Annotated in this window: 20 protein-coding genes; 17 read left to right on the top strand and 3 right to left on the bottom strand. The window is 43.5% G+C overall.

Translation table 11 applies throughout. The annotated features are described in order from the left end of the window. The first annotated feature begins 3 nt into the window (after nucleotides 1-3). The 12 genes from rsmH to ftsZ all read left to right on the top strand — a co-directional run bounded on the left by rsmH (nucleotide 4) and on the right by ftsZ (nucleotide 14,915). Nucleotides 4-915, top strand: a complete 912-nt coding sequence (gene rsmH, locus ACFOSV_RS04630; protein WP_377903872.1) for a 16S rRNA (cytosine(1402)-N(4))-methyltransferase RsmH — start codon at nucleotides 4-6, stop codon at nucleotides 913-915. After that, nucleotides 912-1,295: an FtsL-like putative cell division protein gene (locus ACFOSV_RS04625; protein WP_377903870.1), complete on the top strand. Its 384-nt coding sequence runs from the start codon at nucleotides 912-914 to the stop codon at nucleotides 1,293-1,295. Before rsmH ends, ACFOSV_RS04625 begins: the two co-directional genes overlap by 4 nt. Continuing rightward, complete coding sequence (locus tag ACFOSV_RS04620) at nucleotides 1,292-3,400, top strand: penicillin-binding protein (RefSeq protein ID WP_377903868.1); 2,109 nt, start codon at nucleotides 1,292-1,294, stop codon at nucleotides 3,398-3,400. The genes ACFOSV_RS04625 and ACFOSV_RS04620 overlap by 4 nt, the downstream gene beginning before the upstream one ends. Next, entirely contained in the window at nucleotides 3,401-4,864 is a 1,464-nt protein-coding gene (locus ACFOSV_RS04615; protein ID WP_377903866.1) for a UDP-N-acetylmuramoyl-L-alanyl-D-glutamate--2,6-diaminopimelate ligase, read from the top strand. Nucleotide 4,865: 1 nt separating this feature from the next. Next, entirely contained in the window at nucleotides 4,866-6,077 is a 1,212-nt protein-coding gene (mraY, locus tag ACFOSV_RS04610; protein ID WP_377903864.1) for a phospho-N-acetylmuramoyl-pentapeptide-transferase, read from the top strand. A 1-nt stretch (nucleotide 6,078) separates the two neighbouring features. Then, the gene (gene murD / locus ACFOSV_RS04605) at nucleotides 6,079-7,428 is read left to right on the top strand and encodes a UDP-N-acetylmuramoyl-L-alanine--D-glutamate ligase (RefSeq protein WP_377903862.1); all 1,350 of its coding nucleotides are present in this window, start codon (nucleotides 6,079-6,081) and stop codon (nucleotides 7,426-7,428) included. Continuing rightward, nucleotides 7,425-8,594 (top strand): FtsW/RodA/SpoVE family cell cycle protein, encoded by a 1,170-nt coding sequence (locus ACFOSV_RS04600; RefSeq protein WP_377903860.1) that lies wholly within the window; start codon nucleotides 7,425-7,427, stop codon nucleotides 8,592-8,594. The genes murD and ACFOSV_RS04600 overlap by 4 nt, the downstream gene beginning before the upstream one ends. A 2-nt stretch (nucleotides 8,595-8,596) precedes the next feature. Continuing rightward, nucleotides 8,597-9,703: an undecaprenyldiphospho-muramoylpentapeptide beta-N-acetylglucosaminyltransferase gene (gene murG / locus ACFOSV_RS04595; protein WP_377905296.1), complete on the top strand. Its 1,107-nt coding sequence runs from the start codon at nucleotides 8,597-8,599 to the stop codon at nucleotides 9,701-9,703. Next, nucleotides 9,700-11,106 (top strand): UDP-N-acetylmuramate--L-alanine ligase, encoded by a 1,407-nt coding sequence (murC, locus tag ACFOSV_RS04590; protein ID WP_377903858.1) that lies wholly within the window; start codon nucleotides 9,700-9,702, stop codon nucleotides 11,104-11,106. Before murG ends, murC begins: the two co-directional genes overlap by 4 nt. Continuing rightward, a complete protein-coding gene (locus ACFOSV_RS04585; protein WP_377903856.1) occupies nucleotides 11,103-11,861 on the top strand; it encodes a cell division protein FtsQ/DivIB in 759 nt (252 codons plus the stop codon). Before murC ends, ACFOSV_RS04585 begins: the two co-directional genes overlap by 4 nt. Before the next feature lie 10 nt (nucleotides 11,862-11,871). Beyond that, nucleotides 11,872-13,185, top strand: coding sequence for a cell division protein FtsA (gene ftsA, locus ACFOSV_RS04580; protein WP_377905294.1), 1,314 nt, complete (start codon nucleotides 11,872-11,874; stop codon nucleotides 13,183-13,185). A 110-nt stretch (nucleotides 13,186-13,295) separates the two neighbouring features. Continuing rightward, nucleotides 13,296-14,915, top strand: a complete 1,620-nt coding sequence (gene ftsZ, locus ACFOSV_RS04575; RefSeq protein WP_377905292.1) for a cell division protein FtsZ — start codon at nucleotides 13,296-13,298, stop codon at nucleotides 14,913-14,915. Nucleotides 14,916-14,918: 3 nt separating this feature from the next. Here ftsZ and ACFOSV_RS04570 read toward each other — a convergent pair whose 3' ends face one another. Beyond that, entirely contained in the window at nucleotides 14,919-15,443 is a 525-nt protein-coding gene (locus tag ACFOSV_RS04570) for an NADPH-dependent FMN reductase (RefSeq protein ID WP_377903854.1), read from the bottom strand. Between the two features lie 95 nt (nucleotides 15,444-15,538). Here ACFOSV_RS04570 and ACFOSV_RS04565 point away from each other — a divergent pair, with 95 nt between their 5' ends. The 3 genes from ACFOSV_RS04565 to ACFOSV_RS04555 all read left to right on the top strand — a co-directional run bounded on the left by ACFOSV_RS04565 (nucleotide 15,539) and on the right by ACFOSV_RS04555 (nucleotide 20,092). Beyond that, nucleotides 15,539-16,357, top strand: a complete 819-nt coding sequence (locus ACFOSV_RS04565) for a purine-nucleoside phosphorylase (RefSeq protein ID WP_377903852.1) — start codon at nucleotides 15,539-15,541, stop codon at nucleotides 16,355-16,357. 233 nt (nucleotides 16,358-16,590) lie between these two features. Next, nucleotides 16,591-19,005 (top strand): TonB-dependent receptor, encoded by a 2,415-nt coding sequence (locus tag ACFOSV_RS04560; RefSeq protein ID WP_377903850.1) that lies wholly within the window; start codon nucleotides 16,591-16,593, stop codon nucleotides 19,003-19,005. Beyond that, complete coding sequence (locus ACFOSV_RS04555) at nucleotides 18,998-20,092, top strand: DUF4249 domain-containing protein (RefSeq protein WP_377903848.1); 1,095 nt, start codon at nucleotides 18,998-19,000, stop codon at nucleotides 20,090-20,092. Before ACFOSV_RS04560 ends, ACFOSV_RS04555 begins: the two co-directional genes overlap by 8 nt. Before the next feature lie 49 nt (nucleotides 20,093-20,141). Here the strand turns inward: ACFOSV_RS04555 and ACFOSV_RS04550 are convergent, their stop codons facing one another. Continuing rightward, nucleotides 20,142-21,428 (bottom strand): amidohydrolase, encoded by a 1,287-nt coding sequence (locus tag ACFOSV_RS04550; protein ID WP_377903846.1) that lies wholly within the window; start codon nucleotides 21,426-21,428, stop codon nucleotides 20,142-20,144. A gap of 287 nt (nucleotides 21,429-21,715) precedes the next feature. Further along, nucleotides 21,716-22,999, bottom strand: coding sequence for an amidohydrolase (locus ACFOSV_RS04545; protein ID WP_377903844.1), 1,284 nt, complete (start codon nucleotides 22,997-22,999; stop codon nucleotides 21,716-21,718). A gap of 136 nt (nucleotides 23,000-23,135) precedes the next feature. Between ACFOSV_RS04545 and ACFOSV_RS04540 the strand changes: the two genes are divergently transcribed. After that, nucleotides 23,136-23,834: an SDR family oxidoreductase gene (locus ACFOSV_RS04540; protein WP_377903842.1), complete on the top strand. Its 699-nt coding sequence runs from the start codon at nucleotides 23,136-23,138 to the stop codon at nucleotides 23,832-23,834. 113 nt (nucleotides 23,835-23,947) lie between these two features. Further along, nucleotides 23,948-24,466 carry a peroxiredoxin family protein gene (locus ACFOSV_RS04535; protein WP_377903840.1) on the top strand — a complete coding sequence of 173 codons (519 nt, stop codon included), beginning with the start codon at nucleotides 23,948-23,950 and terminating at the stop codon, nucleotides 24,464-24,466. The last annotated feature ends 91 nt before the right edge of the window (nucleotides 24,467-24,557 follow it).

Raw genomic sequence — 24,557 nt, 5'->3', positions numbered from 1 at the left:
CCCATGACAGCCTCCACGTACCACATACCAGTCATGCTTTCCCAATGCACTGAAGGATTGGCTATAAACCCCAATGGGATTTATGTCGATGTGACCTTTGGCGGAGGTGGTCATTCACGGGCTATTTTGAATCAATTGGATCAGGGCAGACTTTTTGGTTTTGACCAAGATCAGGATGCTTTAGAAAATGTTCCTGATGACGAGCGATTTACCTTCGTTCAGGCCAATTTTCGCGATTTAAAGAAATACTTACGACTTCATGGCGTTCGACAAGTGGACGGTATACTTGCGGATTTGGGTATTTCTTCTCATCAGATCGATGAGGCAAGTAGAGGGTTTTCTACCCGATTTGCAGGGGACTTGGATATGCGGATGAATCAAACTGCTGGCATCACAGCTAAAGACATATTGAATCAATACCCTGAAGCGGATATTCACAAGATTCTAGGAGTATACGGTGAAGTGAAAAACGCCAAGACACTTGCCAAAGGAATTGTTGCCGAGCGTGCAGTTTTGCCATTTGAGACTACAGAAGGTTTTACCACGTTTTTGAGAAAGTTTGCTCCACGGGGTAAAGACTTTAAGTATTACGCTCAGGTTTTTCAAGCCTTGAGAATAGAAGTAAATGATGAGATATCTGCTCTAGAAGACTTCCTCATGGATACCCTAGAGGTGCTTAAGCCAGGAGGAAGGTTGGTCGTGATGAGCTATCATTCACTCGAAGATCGCTTGGTGAAGAATCTGATGATAAAGGGCAAATTCCACGGAGAAGTAGAAAAGGACTTCTATGGTAATCTGATTCGCCCTTTAGAGCCGGTATCACGCAAGGCAATAGTGGCTGATGCGGCAGAAGTAGCTGAAAACCCTAGAGCACGCAGTGCAAAATTGAGGATCGCTAAACGAACAGAGTCATGAGCCAGAACACTTTCAAGAAAAAGCTGAAAAAGAGCAATGCTCCAAAGTCCGGTCCGAGACGAACGATTTTCACTTGGATGGAGGAGAAATTAAATATCACTCCATTTATCGGTGAGGGCGTACCTGTGCAGCTGGTTCCACCAATTGGCTTTATAGCCCTTTTGGCTTTGATCTATATCTATAGTAACCATAGAGCTGAAAACATGGTGCGCAAAATAGAGAAAGCCCAGCAAGAGGTAGAGGATCTACGCGCTGACGTCACCACACTGGAGGCTGAATATATGCTCAGCAGTATGCAGTCTGAGGTAGCTAAACGAGTTGCTAATCAAGGTATAGAAGAATTAAGTGAACCACCGATCAAAATTCAAATTGAAGAGTGAATATTAAGCAGTCCATAGTGCTCCGAGTGCGGGTCGTGTTCATCCTGATCGCTTTGTTTGCGGCGGCTATTCCGTACCAAATTATCAAGCTTCAGTTTGAGGAGGGAGACCAATGGAGAGCAAAGGCTGAAACCATCAATTTTCAATACAGAGAAGTACCGGCGACCCGAGGCAATATTTATGCTGGGGATGGTAGTTTGCTGGCCACCAGCCTACCTTTCTATAGAGTGGCGCTCGATCCAACTATGGCCAAGTCAGATGTATTTAAGACTGGAATCGATTCTCTAGCCAATAACCTTTCGGCTTTTTATAGAGATAAATCTGCTGCTTCGTACAAGCGAATGATATCAGATGCACGTCTGGACAAGAAGCGTTACATCGTTTTGAATCGTAGACAGATTGGGTATCAGGATATGCAGAAAATGTCCAATTGGCCTATTTTCCGACAGGGAAGACTTGGTGGAGGAGTTCTTTTTGAAAAAGTTGAAAAGCGATATCAGCCCTTCAAATCATTAGCTAGCCGAACAGTTGGCTTTATCAATGAGGACGATTATGGTGCAGGAATAGAGTATAGTTTCAATAATTACTTAAAAGGTCAAACGGGAAAGGCACTTTTTCAGCGATTGGCTGGTGGGAGTTGGAAGCCTGTTTTTGATGCAGAAGATGTGAAGCCAGAGGATGGGTATGACGTGATTACAACCCTTGATGTGAATATTCAGGATGTTGCGGAAACTGCTCTTTTGCGCCAGCTAATCGACCGCGATGCTGAGTTCGGATCAGTAATCGTGATGGAAGTAAAGACTGGACAGATCAAGGCCATCACTAATCTTCAGCGCAATAAAAGTGGGAATGGCTATGGTGAAAACTACAACTTCGCCATTGGTGATCAGGGTAATACGGAACCCGGGTCTACTTTCAAGCTATTTAGTATGCTGGCTTTGTTGGAAGAAAACAAGGTGTCTCTGGAAGACAAGGTGGAGACTGGAAATGGGTCTTATCGATTTTATGACCGCATCATGCGGGATGCCAAAAATGGGGGATATGGTACTATTACTGTCCGTGAAGCCTTCGAGAAATCATCCAATGTTGCCATTTCAAAATTGGTAGAAGAAAACTTCGGCTCTAGTCCGTCTAAGTTCCTTGCCTATCTGGATCAAGTTGGGCTGAATGAGCCTTTTGATTTTCAGTTGGTAGGTGAGGGAAAGCCATTTTTCAAAAAGCCCGGAACCAAAACATGGTACGGAACGTCGCTGCCTTGGATTTCTATTGGCTATGAGTCCAAGCTAAATCCTTTGCATACTCTAGCGCTTTACAATGCAGTGGCGAATAATGGCAAAATGATGAAGCCTTATATCGTTAAGGGCATCGCAAAAGGAAACCGAGTGGAGGAGCGTTTCGATCCTGTCGTGATGCGAGACGAAATCGCTTCAGAAAAAACAATTAAGCAATTACAGGAGCTTTTGGAAGGTGTGGTTGCTAATGGGACTGCGAAAAATATTGCGAGCGAAGATTTCAAAATTGCGGGTAAAACCGGAACAGCTCAAAAACTGGAAAACGGGCGATATACTAAAAACTACTACACCAGCTTTGCGGGCTATTTTCCAGCGGATCGTCCCAAATACTCCATGATAGTGGTGATTGATAGTCCAAAAGGATTTGCGGCTTATGGGGGAGATGTTTCTGCACCAGTTTTCAAAGAAATCGCCTACCGAGTTTATGCTCTAGATATGGAGCTGAATCCTACCAACCAGCAAACCATTGCAAGCGAGACGAGTGAGGAAAGTCCAATGCCTGTGATTCGGGCGGGTCATGCTCAGGAGATTCATCAGATTCTTGAGGAATTAGGTGTAGCAGCCGATGCAACGCAGAATGAAGAATGGGTGCAGACTTGGGCTGCAGAAAAGACAGTAAAGTGGAAAAACAATCCTGTGGATCAAACTACCATTCCAGATGTGGCTGGGCTGTCGCTGCGCGATGCGCTCTTTATTCTGGAAAACAAAGGTCTGAAAGTCGACTATACCGGCAAGGGCCGAGTAAAGGCCCAATCCATTCCCGCAGGTACTAAAATCAATCCAAACTCAACCATCAATCTCACTTTGGGCTAAATGAAGGTATTGAAGGACATATTATATAAGGTATCGCTAGTCTCTAGCATTGGTGACATGGACGCTCGATTCAAAGAGATAGTATTCGATAGTCGTCAGGCAAGTGCGAGCTGTGCTTTTGTAGCCGTCAGAGGAACTCAGGTGGATGGTCATGATTATATAGACAAAGCCATTGAGTCTGGAGCGAAAATTATCGTTTGTGAAGATTTGCCTGCAGAAATTATTCCTTCCATTACCTATGTGCAAGTGGTTAATTCTGCGAGGGCATTGGGTATCATGGCAGCCAATTTTTATGACAACCCTTCTCGAAAGGTTAAAGTCATAGCAGTCACAGGCACCAATGGAAAAACCACCACGGTTACCTTGCTACATCAGCTTTTCCAAGCCATGGGTTATACCAGTGGATTGCTATCTACGGTAGAAAATAAAATTAGTGATGAAGTAATTCCAAGCACTCATACTACGCCAGATGCACTGAGCGTACAGTCCCTGTTGCGAAAAATGCTGGACGCAGGATGCACCCACTGCTTTATGGAAGCGAGTTCTCATGCCATTGTGCAGGAGCGAATTGCTGGTCTAGAGCTCGCTGGAGCTGTATTCTCTAATATTTCTCACGATCACTTAGACTACCACAAGACCTTTGATGAATACATCAAGGCCAAAAAGAAACTCTTTGACGATCTGCCCAAGGATGCTTTTGCTTTGGTCAATCTTGATGACAAGCGTGGTAAAGTCATGGTGCAAAACACCAAGGCCACAGTGCAGACTTACGCGCTGAAGACTTCTGCGGATTTCAAAGCCAAAATCTTATCCAATACCCTAGAAGGTTTGGAGCTGGAGATCAATGGAAAATTGATCTGGTTTAGAATGATCGGAGCCTTTAACGCCTACAATATTTTATCTGTTTTTGGTACGGCCAGTTTGCTGGGAGAAGATGAAGAGGAAGTTCTTCAGACGCTTTCTGCAATTCCAGGAGCGCGAGGACGGTTTGATCGAATTTCTATCGGCGGAATTACAGCTATCGTGGATTATGCACATACGCCAGATGCTTTGGACAATGTGTTGAAAACCATCAATGATGTCCGCACTGGCGGAGAGCAGCTGATCACTGTGGTGGGTTGCGGTGGTAACCGTGATAAGACCAAGCGGCCTGAAATGGCCAGGCTTGCTGTAGCATTTAGCGACAAAGCCATCTTGACTTCAGATAATCCTCGTTTTGAGGAGCCTCAGGCTATTTTGGATGATATGCAAGCTGGCGTTGGGCCTTCTGATTTAAGAAAAACGTTGACCATTGTTGATAGACGAGAAGCCATAAAGACTGCCTGTATGCTCTCTGGCAGAGGAGACATCATCCTTATCGCCGGAAAAGGACATGAAGATTACCAAGAGATTAAAGGAGTAAAACATCATTTCGATGACGCAGAAGTAGTCACCGAGTATTTAAAGCAATTGACCCAAAACTGAGATGCTGTATCCTATTTTTGAATATTTAGATCAGGTGCTGGATATCCCCGGAACGGGAGTATTCCGCTACATCTCATTCCGCGCGGGTATGTCGGCGGTCCTTTCACTGATAGTAACAATCACTTTTGGACATCGGATTATCAATTGGATTCGAAATCGACAGATTGGAGAAACGGTACGAGATCTTGGCCTAGAAGGTCAGACTCAGAAAAAAGGTACCCCAACTATGGGTGGACTGATGATGATTGCGGCGATTTTGATCCCCACCTTGCTTTTTGCCGATCTGACCAATATTTACATTCAGCTTCTGTTGATCACTACTGTATGGCTAGGAGGAATTGGGTTTTTAGATGATTACATCAAGGTTTTCAAGAAAAATAAAGAAGGGCTTGCTGGTCGATTCAAGATCGTTGGACAAATCGGGATTGGGATTATCGTGGGTGCGACTCTTTATTTCCATGAAGACGTAGTGATTCGAGATTTTCAGACTCCTGTTTCTATCGAGGAGGGAGTAGTTGAAACTCCTGCGTACCAAGACTTGAAAGTGGCGAAAACTACCATTCCATTTGTGAAAAACAATGAACTGAATTACGAGACTGTTCTAGGCTTTCTCGGAGAGGCGATGACTCCGGTTCTCTACATTTTTGTGGTGATTTTCATCATTACAGCCGTATCCAATGGTGCCAATATTACCGATGGAATCGATGGGCTGGCAGCTGGGACCTCGGCGATCATAGGCTTGACTATAGCCATTTTTGCCTACATCAGCGGTAACGCCATTTTCTCCCAATATCTCAATGTGATGTACATCCCGAACTCAGGGGAGCTCGTGATTTTTGCCTCTGCATTTATCGGTGCTTGCGTCGGCTTTTTGTGGTACAACGCCTATCCCGCCCAAGTATTTATGGGTGATACAGGAAGCTTGATGCTTGGAGGTGTGATAGCGGTTTTGGCTTTGACGCTTCGCAAAGAGCTGTTGATTCCTTTGATGTGCGGAATTTTTGTGGTGGAAAATGTAAGTGTGATCCTGCAAGTCAGCTACTTCAAATACACCAAAAGAAAATACGGGGAGGGCAGAAGAATTCTGCTCATGTCTCCACTTCATCATCATTACCAAAAGAAAAATATACCTGAAGCAAAGATTGTGACGCGATTTTGGATTGTGGGCATTTTGCTAGCAGTCATGACCTTGGCCACTTTGAAATTAAGATAAAATGAAACGAATAGTCATTCTGGGTTCTGGAGAAAGCGGAATGGGAGCTGCAAAGCTTGCCAAACAGAAGGGCTATGCCGTTTTCATTTCTGACTCAGGTGAAATTCATGCTGATAAGAAAACCGAGCTTACTCAGGCCAATATAGATTTTGAAGAGAAAGGCCATATTGTAGAGAATGTCTTAAACGCTGATTTGATCATCAAAAGCCCTGGTATTCCAAATAAGGTGGCGATCATTCAGGCGGCAAAAGAAAAGGGAATAGAGATTATAGATGAGTTAGAATTTGCCTTCGGCTATTCCTCTGGGAAAGTGATTGCAATCACTGGTACCAATGGTAAAACCACTACTACCTCAATGATCTATCATGTGATGAAAGAAGCAGGGATGGATGTCGGCCTTGCTGGAAACGTTGGGAAGTCTTGGGCAGGTCAGCTTACCGAACTGGACCATGAGTGGTGGGTAATCGAGTGTAGTAGCTTTCAGATCGATGGGATGAAGAGCTTCAGACCAAAAATCGCCTTGCTTACGAATATTACTCCAGATCATTTGGATCGATATGAGTATCAAATGGATCATTATGTAACGGCCAAAATGAATCTCTTTCAGAATATGAAGGAGGATGATTTTGCAATTTTCTATAAGGAAGATTTCTACTCCACAATAGGAAGAGAACAGCACCGTATTCAAGCCGGCAATTTTGATGTTTCCATCCAAGCTACGGGAGTTAATGCATTCCAATCAGGTGCTAAAATTTACTTTGCCGCTCAGGGTAATTCTTGGTCTATGGCCAAAGCGAAGTTGCCATTGCCAGGTGACCACAATCTACTCAACTCGCTTTTTGCAGGTTTGGCTTGTACGCTAGTTGGACTTTCTGGAGCGTCTATTCAAAAAGGAATTATGTCCTTTCAAGGCATTGAGCACCGAATGGAAAAGGTCGCTGAAATTGATGGGGTCACCTATGTAAATGATAGCAAAGCCACGAATGTGGAATCTGCTGCTTTTGCACTTAAAGCATATAAAAATCCATTGATCTGGATCGCTGGTGGCGTGGATAAAGGAAACGATTACAGTCTGCTTTTGTCCCAAGTAGAGAAGCAGGTAAAAAGCTTGATTTGTCTTGGTGTAGATAATCAAAAATTGATTGCGGCATTTGGTGGAGCAGTTAAAGACATCCGAGAAACGCAGCAAATAGAGGAAGCTGTGAGATGGGGAAATGAGCTAGGTCAAGCTGGAGATGTGGTGTTGCTTTCTCCAGCCTGTGCAAGTTTCGACCTATTTAAAAACTATGAAGACCGCGGAAGACAATTTGCCGCTGCGGTGAGACAACTTAAATCTGAACGAGTAGCATGAGCCAGTTTAAAACATGGATAGATGAGCATTTCAAGGGAGACCCAATCATTTGGGCCATCGTGATCTTGCTTTCTCTTTTCAGTATTCTGGTGGTGTATTCGGCCACGGGTTCTTTGGCATATAAATATGCTGGAGGTAATACCGAGGTATATCTTTTCAGACATTCCTTTTTGGTATTGGTATCCTTGACAGTTATGTGGTTTGCACATAAGATTCCATACAGAAATTATGCTTTGTATGCGAGACTGGCCATGTACATTTCCATTCCGCTACTAGGCATTACCTATCTCTTCGGTTCTAATATCAATGAAGCTAACCGCTGGTTAACTATCCCGGTGATTAATCAGGCCTTCCAACCTTCGGATCTTGCTAAGCTGGCTCTTATCGCAGCTTTGGCTGCTATGCTTGCAAGCAAGCAAAACAACATCAAGGACTTTAAGAGCACCTTTTTGCCCATTATACTAGCGATTGGTTTGATCTGTGGCTTGATCGCCTTAGCCAACATGTCCACTGCGATCTTGCTATTGGCTACTTGCCTTTTGATCATGTTCATCGGTCGAGTACCTCTGAAATATCTAATCATGGTGGTAATGGTTGGGATTTTGGGATTGACCTCAGCAGCTTTTCTAGGGCAAAGGGGAGAGACGTTTGTTTCGCGAATTGAAAGTTTCGTGGATAAGGATGAAGTGCCATTCCAAGCAGAGCAGTCATTTATTGCCATCTCTACCGGCGGATTTACAGGCAAAGGACCGGGAAATAGCGAGCAGAGAAATTCCTTGCCACATCCTTATTCAGATTTCATCTATGCCATCATTATTGAAGAATATGGTGTGGCTGGAGGAGTTGGAGTTTTATTCCTTTACCTCGCGCTCCTCTATCGAGGTATGCGCATTGTTGCCAATTCTAACAAGGCTTTTGGGGGGCTGCTATCCGCGGGTCTGAGCTTCGCTTTAGTCATTCAAGCACTCATCAATATGTGTGTGGCTGTAGGTCTAGGCCCTATCACAGGTTTGCCTTTGCCACTCCTCAGTATGGGAGGTACCTCATTGGTTTTCACGGGAATTTCACTTGGAATTATTCTGAGCGTGAGTCGTGGTGATCATCAGGAGGAAGTACAAAAGGCTCAAAGTCCTTTTGCAAATAAGTCGAGATTAAAAACTGCATAACCATAGAAAAGAAGTCGACATATCGCCTAATGATCAGTGGAGGAGGAACCGGTGGACACATCTATCCTGCTTTGGCGATTGCGAATACCTGGATGGAACTTCATCCTGGTAGCGAGATTCTATTCGTGGGTGCCATTGGTAAAATGGAAATGCAAAAAGTCCCTGAAGCGGGATACAAAATCGTTGGACTTCCAGTGGCAGGTCTTCAGCGAAGTCTAAGTAAAGAGAATCTTAGCTTCCCAATCAAATTGCTAAAAAGCATCAGACAGGCCTCAAAGATCATCAAGGACTTTATGCCTGATGTGGTCATCGGAGTAGGTGGGTATGCGAGTGGACCGGTACTATACATGGCACAGCGAAAAGGAATTCCAACCCTTATTCAGGAGCAAAATTCCTATGCCGGTCTGACCAATAAATTACTTTCCAAAAAAGCACTCAAAATCTGTGTGGCTTATCCAGATATGGAGAAGTTTTTCCCAGCCGAAAAAATTGTCTATACCGGTAATCCAGTGCGAAAAGATATTCTTGAGCTTGCAGGGAAAAGAGAAAAAGCTCTATCACATTTTGGGCTTGAAGAAGGTAGAAAGACGGTTTTGATCCTCGGAGGATCCCTTGGAGCACGAACCCTAAATCAGGCCGTATTGAAGGATATCAATGCACTTAATGAAAACTATCAGGTGCTCTGGCAGTGCGGAAAATTTTACTTCAAGGATATGCTTCAGAGCCTAGACGGCAAAGGATATAATCACATTCATCTTCGAGAATTTATCCGGAAAATGGATTTAGCATATGCTGCAGCTGACGTGGTTGTCTCTCGTGCGGGAGCCCTTTCCGTATCGGAGCTTTCGCTAGTCGCAAAGCCTGTGATCTTTATTCCATCTCCAAATGTGGCAGAGGATCATCAGACAAAAAATGCCATGGCCTATGTGCAGCACGACGCAGCAGTATTGCTCAAGGATGCAGATGCAGTAGGTGCTTTGAAAGATAATTTAGATCAGCTTCTAGGAGACGAAGAGCGATGCATACAACTCGGTAAAAATTTGCATGCCTTAGCGAAGCCTAATGCGGCAAATGAAATTTGTGGAGAAATACTTCGATTGGTAGGATGAATATGAAAGGAAGAAATATCGTCCATTTTTTAGGAATCGGAGGGATTGGTATGAGTGCCATTGCTCGCTGGTTTGCTATGGAGGGATATGTCGTTTCCGGTTATGATCGTACCCCTTCGGTAATTACTGATGCGCTTCAAGCGGAGGGTATTTCTATCAGTTTTGAAGATAGTATTGCAACTATTCCGAGCAGAGTTTTGGAGGACCAATCCAAGGTGCTGATCGTATGGACGCCAGCTATGCCTGCAGAAAGCACTCAATTGAATTACTTCAGAAATGAAGGCTTTGAATTGAAGAAACGATCCGAGGTTTTGGGAATGCTCACAGAGTCCAAATATACCATTGCAGTGGCAGGGACTCATGGAAAAACCACTACTTCGTCCATGATCGCCCATCTTTTGAAGACAGCAAATCTGCCGATTACAGCCTTCCTGGGTGGAGTCACGCAGAATTATGGTAGTAATCTGATTAAATCTCCAAAGTCTAAGAAGCCAGAGTTACTCGTGGTGGAGGCGGATGAGTTTGATCGCTCCTTCCTTAAATTGCATCCTTCTGAGGCGGTGATCACAAGTGCTGACGCAGATCACTTGGATATTTATGGAGATGAGGACACGATTCTTTCGGGCTTCAGAGATTTCGCCAAGCTAATTGAGAAAAAAGGCAAGCTCTTTATCCAAGATGGAGCATTGCAAAAGCTAGGAGAGATAGAAGGTCGAAAATTGAAGGTGAAGGAGTATGGACTTAGATCTTCAAATATTACAGCTGAGAATATTCAAGCTCGGAGTGATTCTTTTGTTTTTGATTACCGAAATGGTAAAGATTCCATTCCTCATTTAGAGCTATTTATCCCAGGCTATCACAATGTGGAAAATGCGCTAGCAGCGATTTCTGTTGCTATCAATCACGGAGTGAGTCCAGATCAAATTCGTGAGGGCTTGAAAACCTTCCGCGGTGTGAAGCGCAGATTTGAAATTCACATTAATGAATCGGATCGGGTTTACATAGATGACTATGCTCACCACCCAGAGGAGATCCGATCTCTTTTGAGTTCTGTGATAGCCATGTATCCGGGCAAGAATATTACGGTGATTTTCCAGCCGCATTTGTATAGTCGTACCCGTGATTTTGCAGAAGGATTCTCAGAGAGTCTGTCCTTGGCAGATCGCGTTCTTTTGCTGGATATATATCCCGCTCGAGAGAAGGCTATTCAAGGAGTAAATTCAGAAATGCTTCTGGAGGGTATTCAGGCGCAGAGTAAGGAAGTTATTTCTAAAGAAAACTTATTGTCTCAACTCGAGAAGGCTTCTTCAGAGGTAGTCGTATCGCTGGGTGCAGGAGATATCGACAGGCTCGTGCCTCAGATTGCATCCATTCTTTCTCGCAAAACCATCAAGCAACCATGAGACTTCCGAAGGTGAAAAATATCGTCGTTTTCTTGGTCTTGACTTTCATTCTCCTTGGCTTCATAGGCTTTGTGGAGAAGCAGACTTGGGACAAACTCTACTTTGGAAGAGAAGTGAATGTGAAGGGGGAAAGTGGCCTGTATTTCGTGGAAGACCAGGAAATAGAAAAAATAATTGCTCAGGGATTTCCAGAATTAATTCCGGGTTTGCCACTTTCTGAAGTTCCCCTAAAGGCAATAGAAGAGCGACTGAAAGGTCATCCTTTCGTCAGAGAAGCTGAGGCCTACATTGGTCAAAAAGGTATTCTGCAGCTAGAGGTCGAACAGCATAAGCCAGTGGCTCGAATCGTGCGTCCGAGAGCAGCAGATGGATATATCACCGTGGAGGGCAGGATTATTCCTACTTCTAATTCTTATACCAGCCGCGTAGTAGTCGTGAGTGGCTCATTTGTCGAAAAGCTTATGAATCAGGGACAAGTCATGGAAGAAATACCAGAGCTGATGGAACTGATAGACTTTGTGTCCGAGGATGAATTTTGGTCTGCACAGATCACCGAAATCGAAGTCAATTCGAGAAATGATATAAGACTTTATCAGCAGGTCGGAAGCCAAGTAATTGAATTGGGGCCTGCGACTGATCTAGAAGAAAAATTCGAGAAGATCGAAGTTTTTTATAAAGAAATATTGCCGAGAAAAGGCTGGAATGCCTATTCCCGGGTGAGTGTAAAATTTAAGAATCAAATCGTTTGTGAATAATAGCAAGGGCATGGAAAATGACAAACTAATCGTAGGACTGGACATCGGAACTACCAAAATCTGCGTGATAATCGGACGCAAAAACAGCTTCGGAAAACTGGAAGTACTCGGCATGGGACGGGCTGTTTCGGATGGGGTGAAAAGAGGTGTGGTTACTAACATTGATAAGACGGTTCACGCCATTGAAAAAGCGATGGAAGAGGCATCCAACATGGCAGATGTGGATATTGCTGAGGTAATCGTGGGGATTGCAGGTCAGCACATCCAGAGTAAGATCGTCCACGGCAGCATCATGCGCTCTCCTAATGATGAAGAGGTGACTGTGGAGGACGTTCGTCGACTGTCGGATGATATGGAAAATATCGTAGTCCCTCCAGGAAATAGCATTATTCACGTGATGCCTCAGGATTACACGGTAGACTATGAAGGAGGAATCAAAGATCCGGTTGGAATGGCTGGAGCTCGATTAGAAGCCGATTTTCATATTATCACTGCCCAGACAGCAGCTATCAGCAACATCAATAAATGTGTGCGTAAAGCAAATCTTACTTCAGAGCAACTGATACTTGAGCCTCTTGCTAGCTCACTTTCGGTGCTTTCTGATGAGGAAAAAGAAGCCGGTGTATGTCTAGTAGATATAGGCGGTGGTACTACAGATATTGCCATTTTCTATGAAAATATAATCCGTCATACAGCAGTGATTCCTCTAGGAGGAAATATTATCACCTCAGACATCAAGGAGGGATGTATGGTGATGCAAAATCAAGCGGAGCTTTTGAAGACCAGATTTGGGAAAGCTATTGCTGAAGAAGCCAATCCAAACGAAATCGTGTCTATCCCAGGCTTGAGAAATCGACCACCAAAGGAAATCTCCATTCGAAACTTAGCTTCTATCATTCAAGCCCGAATGGAAGAAATCATTGAGATCGTGCAAAACGAAATCATGCAGAGTGGGCATTATAAGAAACTAGCCGGAGGCATTGTCCTTACAGGTGGTGGCTCTCAGCTGCAGTTTGTTAGTCAGCTTTTTGAATACATGACTGGCTTGGATACCCGCATCGGACATCCCAACGAGCATTTAGGTAAGTCGGTGGTAGAGGATGTTAAATCCCCTATGTATGCTACTTCAGTGGGTCTTGTATTAGCGGGGTTCAAAGCCTTGGACGACCGAGAAGAAGGGTATAGAAAAAGAATAGCCAATGCAGGTCCAGCCGGTAAACCTCAAGCGAGAAAAGAAATAATTTCCAAAGACATTTTCTCCAGCATCGGAGCAAAGCTCAAAAGGCTGATCAACGATGATATAGGAGATGACGCCAATTACTAGGGCTTATTTCGGGCGGAGATAAGTGGCCTTGCTGCTTATTTCCCCACTTAAATCAAATTTTATAAACAAGAATTTAATAGTTCACCAATCAAATAAATATGTCAGATACAATGAAAGATTACAGATTTGATCTTCCAAGAAACCAGAAATCCATCATCAAGGTGATCGGAGTTGGAGGTGGAGGATCTAACGCCGTCAACCACATGTTTGCGCAAGGAATTAAAGATGTGGAATTCGTGGTGGTCAACACCGATGCTCAAGCTTTAAAGTCAAGCCCAGTACCTCTGCGGCTACAACTTGGCGCGAGTTTAACAGAAGGTCTTGGAGCAGGAGCGAATCCTGAGCAAGGCAAGAATGCTGCGATCGAGTCGGAAGATGAGATCAGAGAGTTACTTGCGGACAATACCAAAATGGTATTCATCACCGCAGGAATGGGTGGAGGTACTGGTACAGGTGCTGCCCCAGTGATCGCTCGAATTGCTAAAGAACTGGATATCCTTACCGTGGGTATCGTCACGGCTCCCTTTATGTTTGAGGGTCGTAAGAAAATGGGTGTAGCCCAAAGAGGAATCGAATCACTTCGCGAAAATTGCGACACCGTTTTGGTGATTTTGAATGATAAGCTTCGTGAAATTTATGGTAATCTCGCTATCCGAACAGCTTTCGGTAAGGCGGATGATATTTTAACCACGGCCGCGAAGTCAATCGCAGAAATCATTACCATCCATCAAGATGTCAACGTGGACTTTGAAGATGTGAAAACTGTAATGAAGGATGCCGGTGCTGCCGTAATGGGTTCATCTACGGAAGAAGGCGAAGGGCGAGCTATCCGTGCTGCGGGTGCAGCCATTTCCTCTCCTTTGTTGAATAATGTGGATATCAAAGGCGCAGAGAAAATTCTTCTTTCCATTATGTCTGGAGAAGAAGAAGAACTTTCTATGGACGAATTGAGTGATATCACCGAATACATCCAAGAAAAAGCAGGTGACAACGCTGAAGTGATTTTTGGTCAGGGTATCGATCCAGAATTGGGTAAAGGAATCCGAGTGACTGTAATTGCAACTGGTTTTGAAATGGATAGATTATCTGGTACTTCAAGCATGCCAGCACCTGCGGCTAAGCCAAAAGTAGTGGAGGCTCCTGTAGAAGATGAAGTAACCAAAACGGTGATTGATCTAGATTCTATGAAGACCGAAAAAGTCAAAGAAGAATCAGTTTCAGATAAGACTACCTTTGTATTTACCATGCCAAAAGCGACTCCACAAAAAACAGAGGTGACGCCAAATGAGCCGGTACAAGAAAAAATTTCCTTTGAGCCTGCTTCCGAAGATGAGGTAGAAGAGCCAATCGAATTCGTTGCGAAGGAAGAAAAGCCTGAGAAAATAGTGCATGATCTCTATCCAACTGAAAAAGAGGAGGAGGAAGAAGCTGCTCAGCCGAAAGAGGAAGAGAAAGTAACGCCTGCTTTTGCGACAGATTACTACGAGCAAATGAAGCAAAAGGCTATCCAGCGCGCTCACGAGCGTTTTGAAAAGTTGAAAGGAAGTCGATCTGTGAACCCTACTCCTGAGGAGCTGAAGGAAAAAATGGAAGTTCCTGCCTATCAGCGAAAGAATGTGGTCCTAAAAGATCCTGCTCATAGCTCTGAGAATAATATCTCGAAGTACAATCTGAACGATGATAATGAGATTTTAGGCAACAATAGATTCTTACATGATAATGTTGATTGAGACTTAAAACTCAATCAACATTTCAGCCTGCTGATGCAGTAGTTCTAGATAAAGCTTGTTGGTGAGCAAGTTGTCTGACATATTGCGCTCTATTTGTCCGAGTTTGGGCTTGAGAGCTAGAACATGCATCCCTAGGTAATGGAATATATCGGTGAGGTGGCTCAAAGCGATGCCACCTCCTCCGATTCCCGAAGAGACGCCCACAAGGGCGCTTTTTTTGTTTTTGAGCGGATTGGGATAGCTCATCCCATCGATAAAGGTTTTTAGAATCCCAGGGAATGAGCCGTTGTACTCAGGGACGATAAACACAAATTTTTCAGCCTCTTTTACTTGCTGTACAAATTGATTGTATTGCTCGTTTTTGCCACTGTTTTCGTATAGGGCAGTTTCTATAAAATCAGTAGGAAGATCGCGCAATTCTAGAATCTGTGAGCTTACACCCTTTTCTAGAAGAATTTCTTGATAAAGGCCTGCTATGGTCTTGGATACTGCATTCTTTCGGTTGGTACCGACTATTATTTTTATCATGGGAGTAGTTTTCTTCAGTGAATACAAGCCAAGGGGGTGAAAAGTTCTAAGGCTTTTGTAATTTTCTGACTTCCCAGTTATCTAATCAACACAAAATGACCTATCTCGATCAAGTCAATGAGGCCAAGAATTTTTTATTGAAAACGTATTCTGAGCCCTTAGAAACTGCAATTATTTTAGGCACAGGCCTTGGCCAGATTGGCGATGAAATCGAGGTGATTCATGAATTTTCCTACGATGATATTCCTCACTTTCCTATTTCCACCGTAGAGAGCCATCATGGAAAATTGATTGTAGGAAGATGGGCAGGTAAAGTAGTCTTGGCTATGAAAGGGCGCTTTCATTATTATGAAGGCTATAGCATGCGTGAGGTGACTTTTCCAATTCGGGTAATGGGTTTTCTCGGTGTCAAAACCCTGTTGGTCTCCAATGCCTGTGGAGGACTGGACCCTGCTCATGAAGTGGGTGATGTGATGCTCATTCAGGATCAGATTGACCTTTTTCCTGAAAATGCACTTCGCGGAAAAAACCCTCCTGAATTCGGCCCTCGATTTCCAGACATGAGTGAGCCCTTTTCTTTGGATTTGCTCGAAAGCGCGAGAAGCTTATCAAAAGAATTGGGGCTAAAAGTCCATGAGGGTGTCTATGCCGGCGTGCAAGGTCCAAACCTCGAAACCAAAGCTGAGTATGCTTATTTACGTAAAATCGGAGCGGATGCTGTAGGCATGAGTACAGTGCCTGAAGTCATGGTGGCTAATCAAATGGGGATGCGAGTTTTTGGAATTTCTGCCATCACGGATTTAGGGGTAGCGGGAAAAATCAAAAAACTTACTTTGGAAGAAGTACTTGCTGGAGCGGAAATCGCTAGCCCAAAAATGGTTCAAATTATTAGGGGTCTTCTATCGAGTCTCTGATCTTATTTTTTGCTATTAAAGTAAAACCATCGGCTATTGTTCGGTTGTGTTTTCGTGTCTATTCCCATCTTTGAAGTTGTTGTTTTAGTATTGTTTCTTGAGAACTAGTTGATCACTGTATTAAAAACTTGTTAAACTGATAGTCGCTCAAGTATTTAATATTTCATCCCTTAATTTTTAATTATCTTTCTTTCGAAACCAACGTATATCCAACTGTAGTTATAAATTCGAATATGGGTAGAATATTATTTGTGGGGTTGATATTTTTTGCATTTATCTCTGGCGTGCATGCCCAGACAGACTCGCTGACTTACACCTTTGGCAAAGCTTCAAATGCTACTGCTGCTACCTATATTTTGACAGGTAAGATCACTGATAAGACTACCAAGGAACCTGTGGAGGGTGCTGGGATTTATATTGACGGGGTGTATGTCGGAGTAAATTCAGATCGTTTCGGAACTTATTTGGTTAATCTTACTCCTGGCGAGCACAGGGTAGCATTCAGACAGGTCGCCAAAATCCCAGTGATCCTTACTGTGACCCTCTATGAAAGCGCGGTGGTCAATCTTACCATGGATGATAAAAGCTTTGAGTTGGATGGGGTGGTGGTATTATCTGACGAGCCTGATAGAAACGTAAGAAATCCTATAACTGGCGTTACCAAACTCACTACCACAGAACTAAGAGCCATTCCGGCATTTCTGGGAGAAGCTGATATTTTCAAAGGCTTACAACTACTTCCTGGAGTAAGCTCCGTGGGAGAAGGAACCTCCGGGATCAACGTGAGAGGAGCAAAAACAGACCAAAATCTCCTTTTGATGGATGAAGCTTTGGTTCTTAGTTCGAATCATGCCTTGGGCTTTCTCTCAGCTTTCAATACGGATGTGACGGAAAACTTTACGCTGTACAAAGGAAATCTACCTGCCACCTACGGAGGGAGAGCGGGCTCAGCTTTGGATATCAAAATGCGAGATGGTGACTTTGAAGAGTGGTCTGGTCAGGTTGGGCTAGGTACCTCCAATGGGAAGTTATTGCTCGAAGGACCTCTGCTTAAGGAGAAAGTAAGCATTATACTCGGAGCACGTGTTTCCAATGTGAATTGGCTTTTGAATCAAGCCCGGGACTTTGATATTCAAAATTCAGAGCTCAACTTCCACGATGTATATGGTGGGCTTTCATGGAAAATAGCTACTGGTCATACCCTTGAAGCTAATACCTTGCTGACAGGAGATTACTTTAAGTTTTCGGATGAGTTTGGATATGACTGGGCAAATCGTGTCAGTTCGGTAAAGTACAAAGGAATATTGAGCGACAATATTTCCATAGACGCCTTGTTTACTGATGGGAATTTTGACAACTCATTTTTTGATCCGGAAGGGATTGATGCGGCGCAAGTGGATAATGGCATGCGCTATCAGCAGGGTAAGCTTCAGCTGACTTGGGCCAATGAAAATTTAGCTTTCAATCTAGGCGCAGAGGGAATCAGATACGCCGGAAAAGATGAGCAGCTCACACCGTTCGGCCCTGACAGCTCTGTGGAGGCAGATCAGGTGGGAAAGGAAACTGGTTTGGAAATAGCAGGCTTTGCAAGCTTAGAAATAGACCTCAGTGAAAACACAGGAATTGTGGCCGGGATTAGATTCAGTAACTATAGACAGCTTGGCCCAGATTCAGTTTATCAATACAGAGAGAATACATCGATTTCCACTGCCAATATTACTGGAATAGAATTTTTTGGAAGCGGGCCTATTCAGACCTATTCAGGCTTTGAGCCTCGCATCTCCCTTCGTCAGAATATTTCGGCTACTTCCTCCTTGAAGTTTAGCTATTCTAGGCTTTTTCAATACATCCAATCTGTCTCAAATACCTTCGGTCCCACTCCCATTGATCTTTGGCAGCTGAGTACCACTCACATTCCTCCACAACAATCGGATAGTTTTTCCTTAGGCTTATTCAAAAACACGGTGGATAACAAATGGGAATTCTCCGTAGATGGGTTTTATCGGGTGACTGCCAATCAAGTAGAATACAGGGATTTTGCTCAAATTTTCCTCAACCCTCATATAGAAACCGAACTGGTGTTTGGGGATGGGCGAGCCTATGGAGCTGAGTTTTTGATCAAAAAGAACATAGGAGTGGTCACGGGATGGCTGGCCTATACGTATTCTCGGTCATTCTTTAGATCTACAAGTCCTTTTGCGGCTGAAAGCATCAATTTCGGACAGTGGTTTCCTTCCAATTTTGATAAGCCTCATGAGGTGAATTTTATCCTAAGTAAGAAAATGTACCCACGTGGGCTTTTTAATGTGAGTGTCAATTATGCCACAGGTCGTCCGGTCAATGCAGTGAATGCTGGTTATGTTTTGGGCGGATTGGTGGTACCAGAGTATAGCCTGAGAAATGAATATAGGATTCCGGATTATTTCCGTGTAGATATATCCTACACTTTTGAAAAGGTGTTTTCTAAGAAAGGAGATAGTTTGAATTTCAGTATTTACAATTTATTGGGTAGAAGAAATGCGTATTCTGTCTTTTGGCAAAAAGATGGAGATTCACAGCAGCTCAGGCCTTATCGGTTGGCGATCTTGGGTTCTATTTTCCCATCAATTACTTACAGTATAGAATTTGGAGGAGGTAAGGATGAGTAAGAAATTTAGTTTCGTTTCGCTGGTAAGTTTATTCATTCTTTTAGCCGGATGTATAGATCAAATTGAGTTTCCCTTGAATCTTGGAGACGAAAAATTGATTGTCTCTGGACAATTGAATAACCTATCTGAGCCACAATATGTATATCTGTCGGAGACCACTTCAAAGGATCGTGAGCCGATTTTCACGAATGGCTTTTTTACGACCAATGACCTTCCTAGACCTGTTTCGGGAGCTCAAGTGCGCCTAGTAAGTGATCAAAATAGGTCGTGGGTGTATCAGGAAGTGGAGAATGGGACCTATGAATTGCGTGGATTTGAAGGAATCGAGGCCGGCGTAGCTTATCATATTGAGATCAATGCTGGAAACCGCTCTTATGCGAGTTTACCGGAAGTTATGCCTGAGGTGATTGGGGAAGATGAAATCTCGTATTCTTTTGATCGTGGGATTTTCCAAGGAAGTCCTGAAACGGCCTTCATTAGTATACAGACGGAGGTTACTTTACCAGAGCAAAGAGATGGATACTATCTCCGTTGGGATGTGGAAGAGGCATATTATTGGAATTTGACTTTCTTTCCAAACCCATTTAATAAGGCTCCGCCAGATTGTTATGTTTTCGGGTTTGCTGATCCAGAAAGAATTACCTTATTGAATGGGGATTTATTAAATAGGCCAGGAGGCAAATCCAGTCAAATCATCGCTGAGCGGGTGATTGATCAGTCTTTTCTGAGTAGGCATTATTTCAATGTAAGACAACTCAGCACTACCCAGGAGGCCTACGAATATTGGCGTAAAGTCAGAGAGCTGGTGAATAATACCGGGTCGGTATTTGACTCACCGCCAGCACCGATATCTGGAAATATCCGAAACGAACGAGACCCAAATGAAGTGGTCTTGGGGTACTTTGAGGTAGTCAATGCAAAGGTGACCAGAATCTATACGACAAGAGCAGACGTGCCCTTTTTCATTTCGGAAGTCTGTACTTATTCGCCAGAAAGACCAATTAATGACTATCCCGCCACCTGCCTCAGATGCAGTGAATTTAAAAATAGTACGGAAGCCACTCCTGATTGGTGGTTTGATCAATAAAAAAAGGCCTCGATTTTTTTGAACCGAGGCCTTTTTGGTTAGAATCGAATTACTTTTTCATTTCCAAATAATCTACCACTAAATAGCTTAACGATTTTACGCCGATAATTAGACCGCTTTCATCGATAAAAAAGTCAGGTGTGTGATGGGAAGGAGTTGTGACTGGATCGCCGCCTGGTTTCATTCCCCCTAAAAAGAAAAAGAAACCTGGTTTTTCACGTTGAAAGAAGCTAAAATCTTCGGCTCCAGTAATTGGATCCATGGCAATGATATTTTCTTTTCCAGCCGCCGCCTCGAGGGAGATTAATACTCTGGACGTTAAATCTGGAGGATTAATAGTTGCCGGATATCCTATTCCTATGCGTACATCGGCAGTGGCGCCAGCACTTTCTGAAATGTGAGTTGCTACCTCACGAATCCTACGATGTACCAACTCCTGCTGTTCATCTCCGAAAGTTCGGATGGTTCCAATCATATCTACCTCTTCGGGGATAATATTATTCCGAATCCCACCTTTAATAGCACCAACTGTCACTACAGCGGGAGCTGCAGTAATATTCACATTTCGAGAAAGAATGGTTTGTAATCCCATCACGATTTGTGAAGAAGTCACGATTGGGTCCACACTGGACCATGGCGCAGCTCCATGTGCTTGCGTTCCTTTAACAGTGATTTTAAAATTATCTACAGCGGCCATAAATGGGCCTGATCGGTATCCGATTTTTCCAGCCTCAATTTGAGACCATATATGCAAACCGAAAATGGCATCTACATCCTCCATTACTCCTTCCTTGACCATAAGTTCGGCCCCGGCCATGTCCACATCATATACCCCCTCTTCGGCAGGTTGGAAAATAAATTTCACCGAACCGCTGAGCTGATCTTTCATTCCAGCTAAGACTTCTGCTACTCCCATCAGGATGGCAACATGTGTGTCATGCCCACAGGCATGCATTACGCCAGTTTCCTGACCATTGTAAACAGCCGTGTTGACAGATTTGAAAGGGAGGTCATTTCTCTCAGTAACGGGTAAAGCATCCATATCTGCTCGTAGGCCTACCATTGGGCCTGGCTTTCCGCCTTTCAAAACACCAACCACCCCTGTTACTGCAACACCTTCAGTCACTTCCATTCCCAGTGAGCGCAAGTGATCAGCAACGATTTTGGCGGTTCGTACTTCCTGATTTCCTAATTCAGGATATTTGTGAAAGTCTCTACGCCATTCGATCACTTTGGATTCGATTTGGGTAGCAGATTGATCGATATCGGTTCTTAGGGCCGTTTGTCCAAAACTAAATAGCGGTAAAAAGAGGACGGTAAACAGTAGTTTTTTCAAAATTGTAGGTATTAAATGTTTGGATTTATTTCTTCCCGAATTGAAATTTTCAAAAAGAAATATACTTTATCCAAGATAGGTAATTCTATCTAATATGTGACTGGTCCATTGCTTACGACCTCTGAACTTCTCTTTATTGAACAAGAAGTCGCAAGAATCGGAAAGGATTCCTCTGAGGATTTTTTAGTGAATAGATTAAGGAATGAATAGAACAATTTTTTTCAGATCACTATTTCGTATTCCCTAATCGCAATCTCGAAACTTTTCTACTTCCAAATTCCCAACACTCACTTCATTCCCATATAATCAACAGTCAAGTAGCTAAGTGCACGTACTCCAAGTATGAATCCGCTTTCATCTAGGTAGAAGTCAGGTGTATGGTGAGAAGGAGTTTTCAATGGATCTCCACCTTTTTTCATTCCTCCGAGCATCATGAAAATGCCCGGTTTTTCACGCTGATAAAAGCTATAATCCTCCGATGCGGTAATTGGGTCCACTAGGATTACATTTTCAGTCCCTGCCGCTTCTTGCAAAGTAGGAAGCATTTTAGCCATAAGTTCAGGGTGATTGACTGTGGATGGATAAAGTTTTTTGATCCGTACATCGGCTGTGGCCCCTGCACTTTCAGCGATTTTGGTGGCTATTTCTTCAAATCGCCTATGTACCAATTCCTGCTGCTCATCGCCGTATGTTCTGATATTTCCAATCAATTCTACCGTTTCGGGAATGATATTGTGACGAATACCTCCGTGGACTCCCCCTATGCTAACAATAGCCGGAGCTTCGGTAATATTCACATTTCTGGAGACAATGGTTTGGAGTCCAGTGATGATTTGGGAAGTAGTTACAATGGGGTCCACGCTCGACCAAGGCGAGGCTCCATGAGCTTGTACACCTTTGATCGTGATATCAAAAAAATCAGCTGCGGCCATAAACGGGCCGGTTCGGTAGCCGATCTGACCAACTTCCCTTTGCGAGTCGATGTGTAGACCAAAAATGGCATCGACATCTTCCATCACTCCCTCTGCGACCATCTGCTTCGCTCCAAAAGTATCCACGTCGAGTACACCTTCCTCTGCAGGTTGGAAAATGAACTTCACTGATCCTTCCAATTCATTCTTCATTCCTGCTAAAACTTCGGCTACTCCCATCAAGATGGCAACATGAGAATCGTGCCCACAGGCGTGCATTACGCCAGTTTCTTGACCATTGTACACGGCCGTGTTCACTGATTTGAAAGGAAAGTCATTTCGCTCTGTTACCGGCAAAGCATCCATATCTGCACGTAGCGCAACCATCGGGCCTGGCTTTCCACCTTTTAACACTCCTACCACTCCCGTCACGGCGACACCTTCGGTTACTTCCATTCCCAGTGAGCGTAAGTGATCAGCTACGATCTTTGCGGTTCGTACTTCCTGATTGCCTAATTCGGGATATTTGTGAAAGTCACGACGCCAGTCAATTACTTTGGACTCGATAGCCTCAGCCTTTTGATCGATGGTAGGTCTCAGGCTGCTTTGTCCGAAGGACAATCCTGAGATAAAAAGTAGAGGAAGAATAAGTTTTTTCATTGTTGGAGATTTTTATAATGCTTCTTTCAAATTTAGAAAAATGTGTCAGTTTGTAATTTTTTTCTTCCAAAGTAAAAAAACAAAGAACTATTTGCCCTGAGAAACCTTTGTATCTGCAAACGCAAAATCTTTATCTATGAATCTGAAGAATCAAATAGCCGTCGTCACAGGCGTGAGCAAGGGAATAGGGCTGGAGCTAGTCAAATTATTAGTAGGAAAAGGCACTACTGTAGCAGGCTGGGGAAGAACGGCGCCAAAATTCGAGCATGCTAATTTTCATTTTTTTAAATGTGATGTATCGAAGGAAGAATCAGTTGAATCTGCCTTCCAAGAGACTATCCAAAAGCTAGGATCAGATATTCGAATTTTGGTAAATAATGCAGGATTTGGGGTAGCTGGACCTACAGAGACTTTTTCTTCCGAAGACTGGAAAGCCATGTTTGACACCAATGTGCACGGTATTTTTTATACCACTAAGCGATTGATTCCGGGAATGAAAAAAGCTGATGAAGGGCATATTCTCAATGTGGCTTCCATAGCTGGTCTAAACGGAGTAAATCAATTTGCAGGGTACGTGGGAACAAAGCATGCTGTACGTGGCATTTCGCATTCCTTGTATATGGAGCTGCGGGATTTTGGAATCAAGGTCTCCACGATATATCCAGGTTCTATTGCCACAAACTTCTTTGATGATATTCCTGGTATTCAGGCAAATGAAAATATGATGCGACCCGAAGATGTGGCCTTGACCATGTTGCAAACCTTGGAGACTCATCCCAATTATTTTGTGGCTGATGTGGAGTGCAGACCACTCCGTCCAAAAGGCAAAAAATAAGGTTCTAAATATCTGAGTTGAATATGGATAGAACTGATGCAATTTGATTGGCGAAGTTTGTTTTGCTTCGTCAAAGCGCGTTACTTTGAATCAGAAATTATCGGCATTTAGTCATGAAGAAAACAAATCTCATTCTCCTTTTTATAGTATTGATAGGAGGTACGGCCTATATCAGTATGCTGGCGCAAAATGAAACCCCAGTTCAAAAACCAGAAGTTTCGGCTCCAGAGATACTACCTGATTTCACGCTAAGCGATGTCAATGGGAACACGAGCTCTATCCATGATCTCGCAGCCAATAAGCCCACTTTGTTTATTTACTTTAATTCTACCTGTCATTTATGTCAGGATGAACTAGGCTCGATATCCAAAAGAATTAAGGAATTTGAAGACTACAGTCTAATCTTCACCACCGTACAGCCTCTGGAGGAAATGATTTCTTTTGTGGATGGTTTGGGAATTAAAGACAATCCCAATGTTCATTTTCTGCTCGATGCAGAGATGAAGGTAGCTACCTTCTACCAGATTAGAAGTGTACCTTCGATTTACATTTATAATCCTCAAAAGCAGCTTCAATCGGAGTATGTGGGGATTGTCCCCATCGAGCGATTGCTAAGCGATTTGAGTGAATAAGTAGGTTTGGAATTTCCTTTCAGCCGCACACTCAAGGAAAGGTGTCTGGTCTTTGCGGCTGAATATTTGCGATAAAGTTATTCCCCGACTT

Source organism: Algoriphagus namhaensis, from assembly GCF_042649705.1.
In the GTDB taxonomy this organism is placed as follows: domain Bacteria; phylum Bacteroidota; class Bacteroidia; order Cytophagales; family Cyclobacteriaceae; genus Algoriphagus; species Algoriphagus namhaensis.
This window is presented reverse-complemented; position numbering and strand designations above follow the sequence as displayed.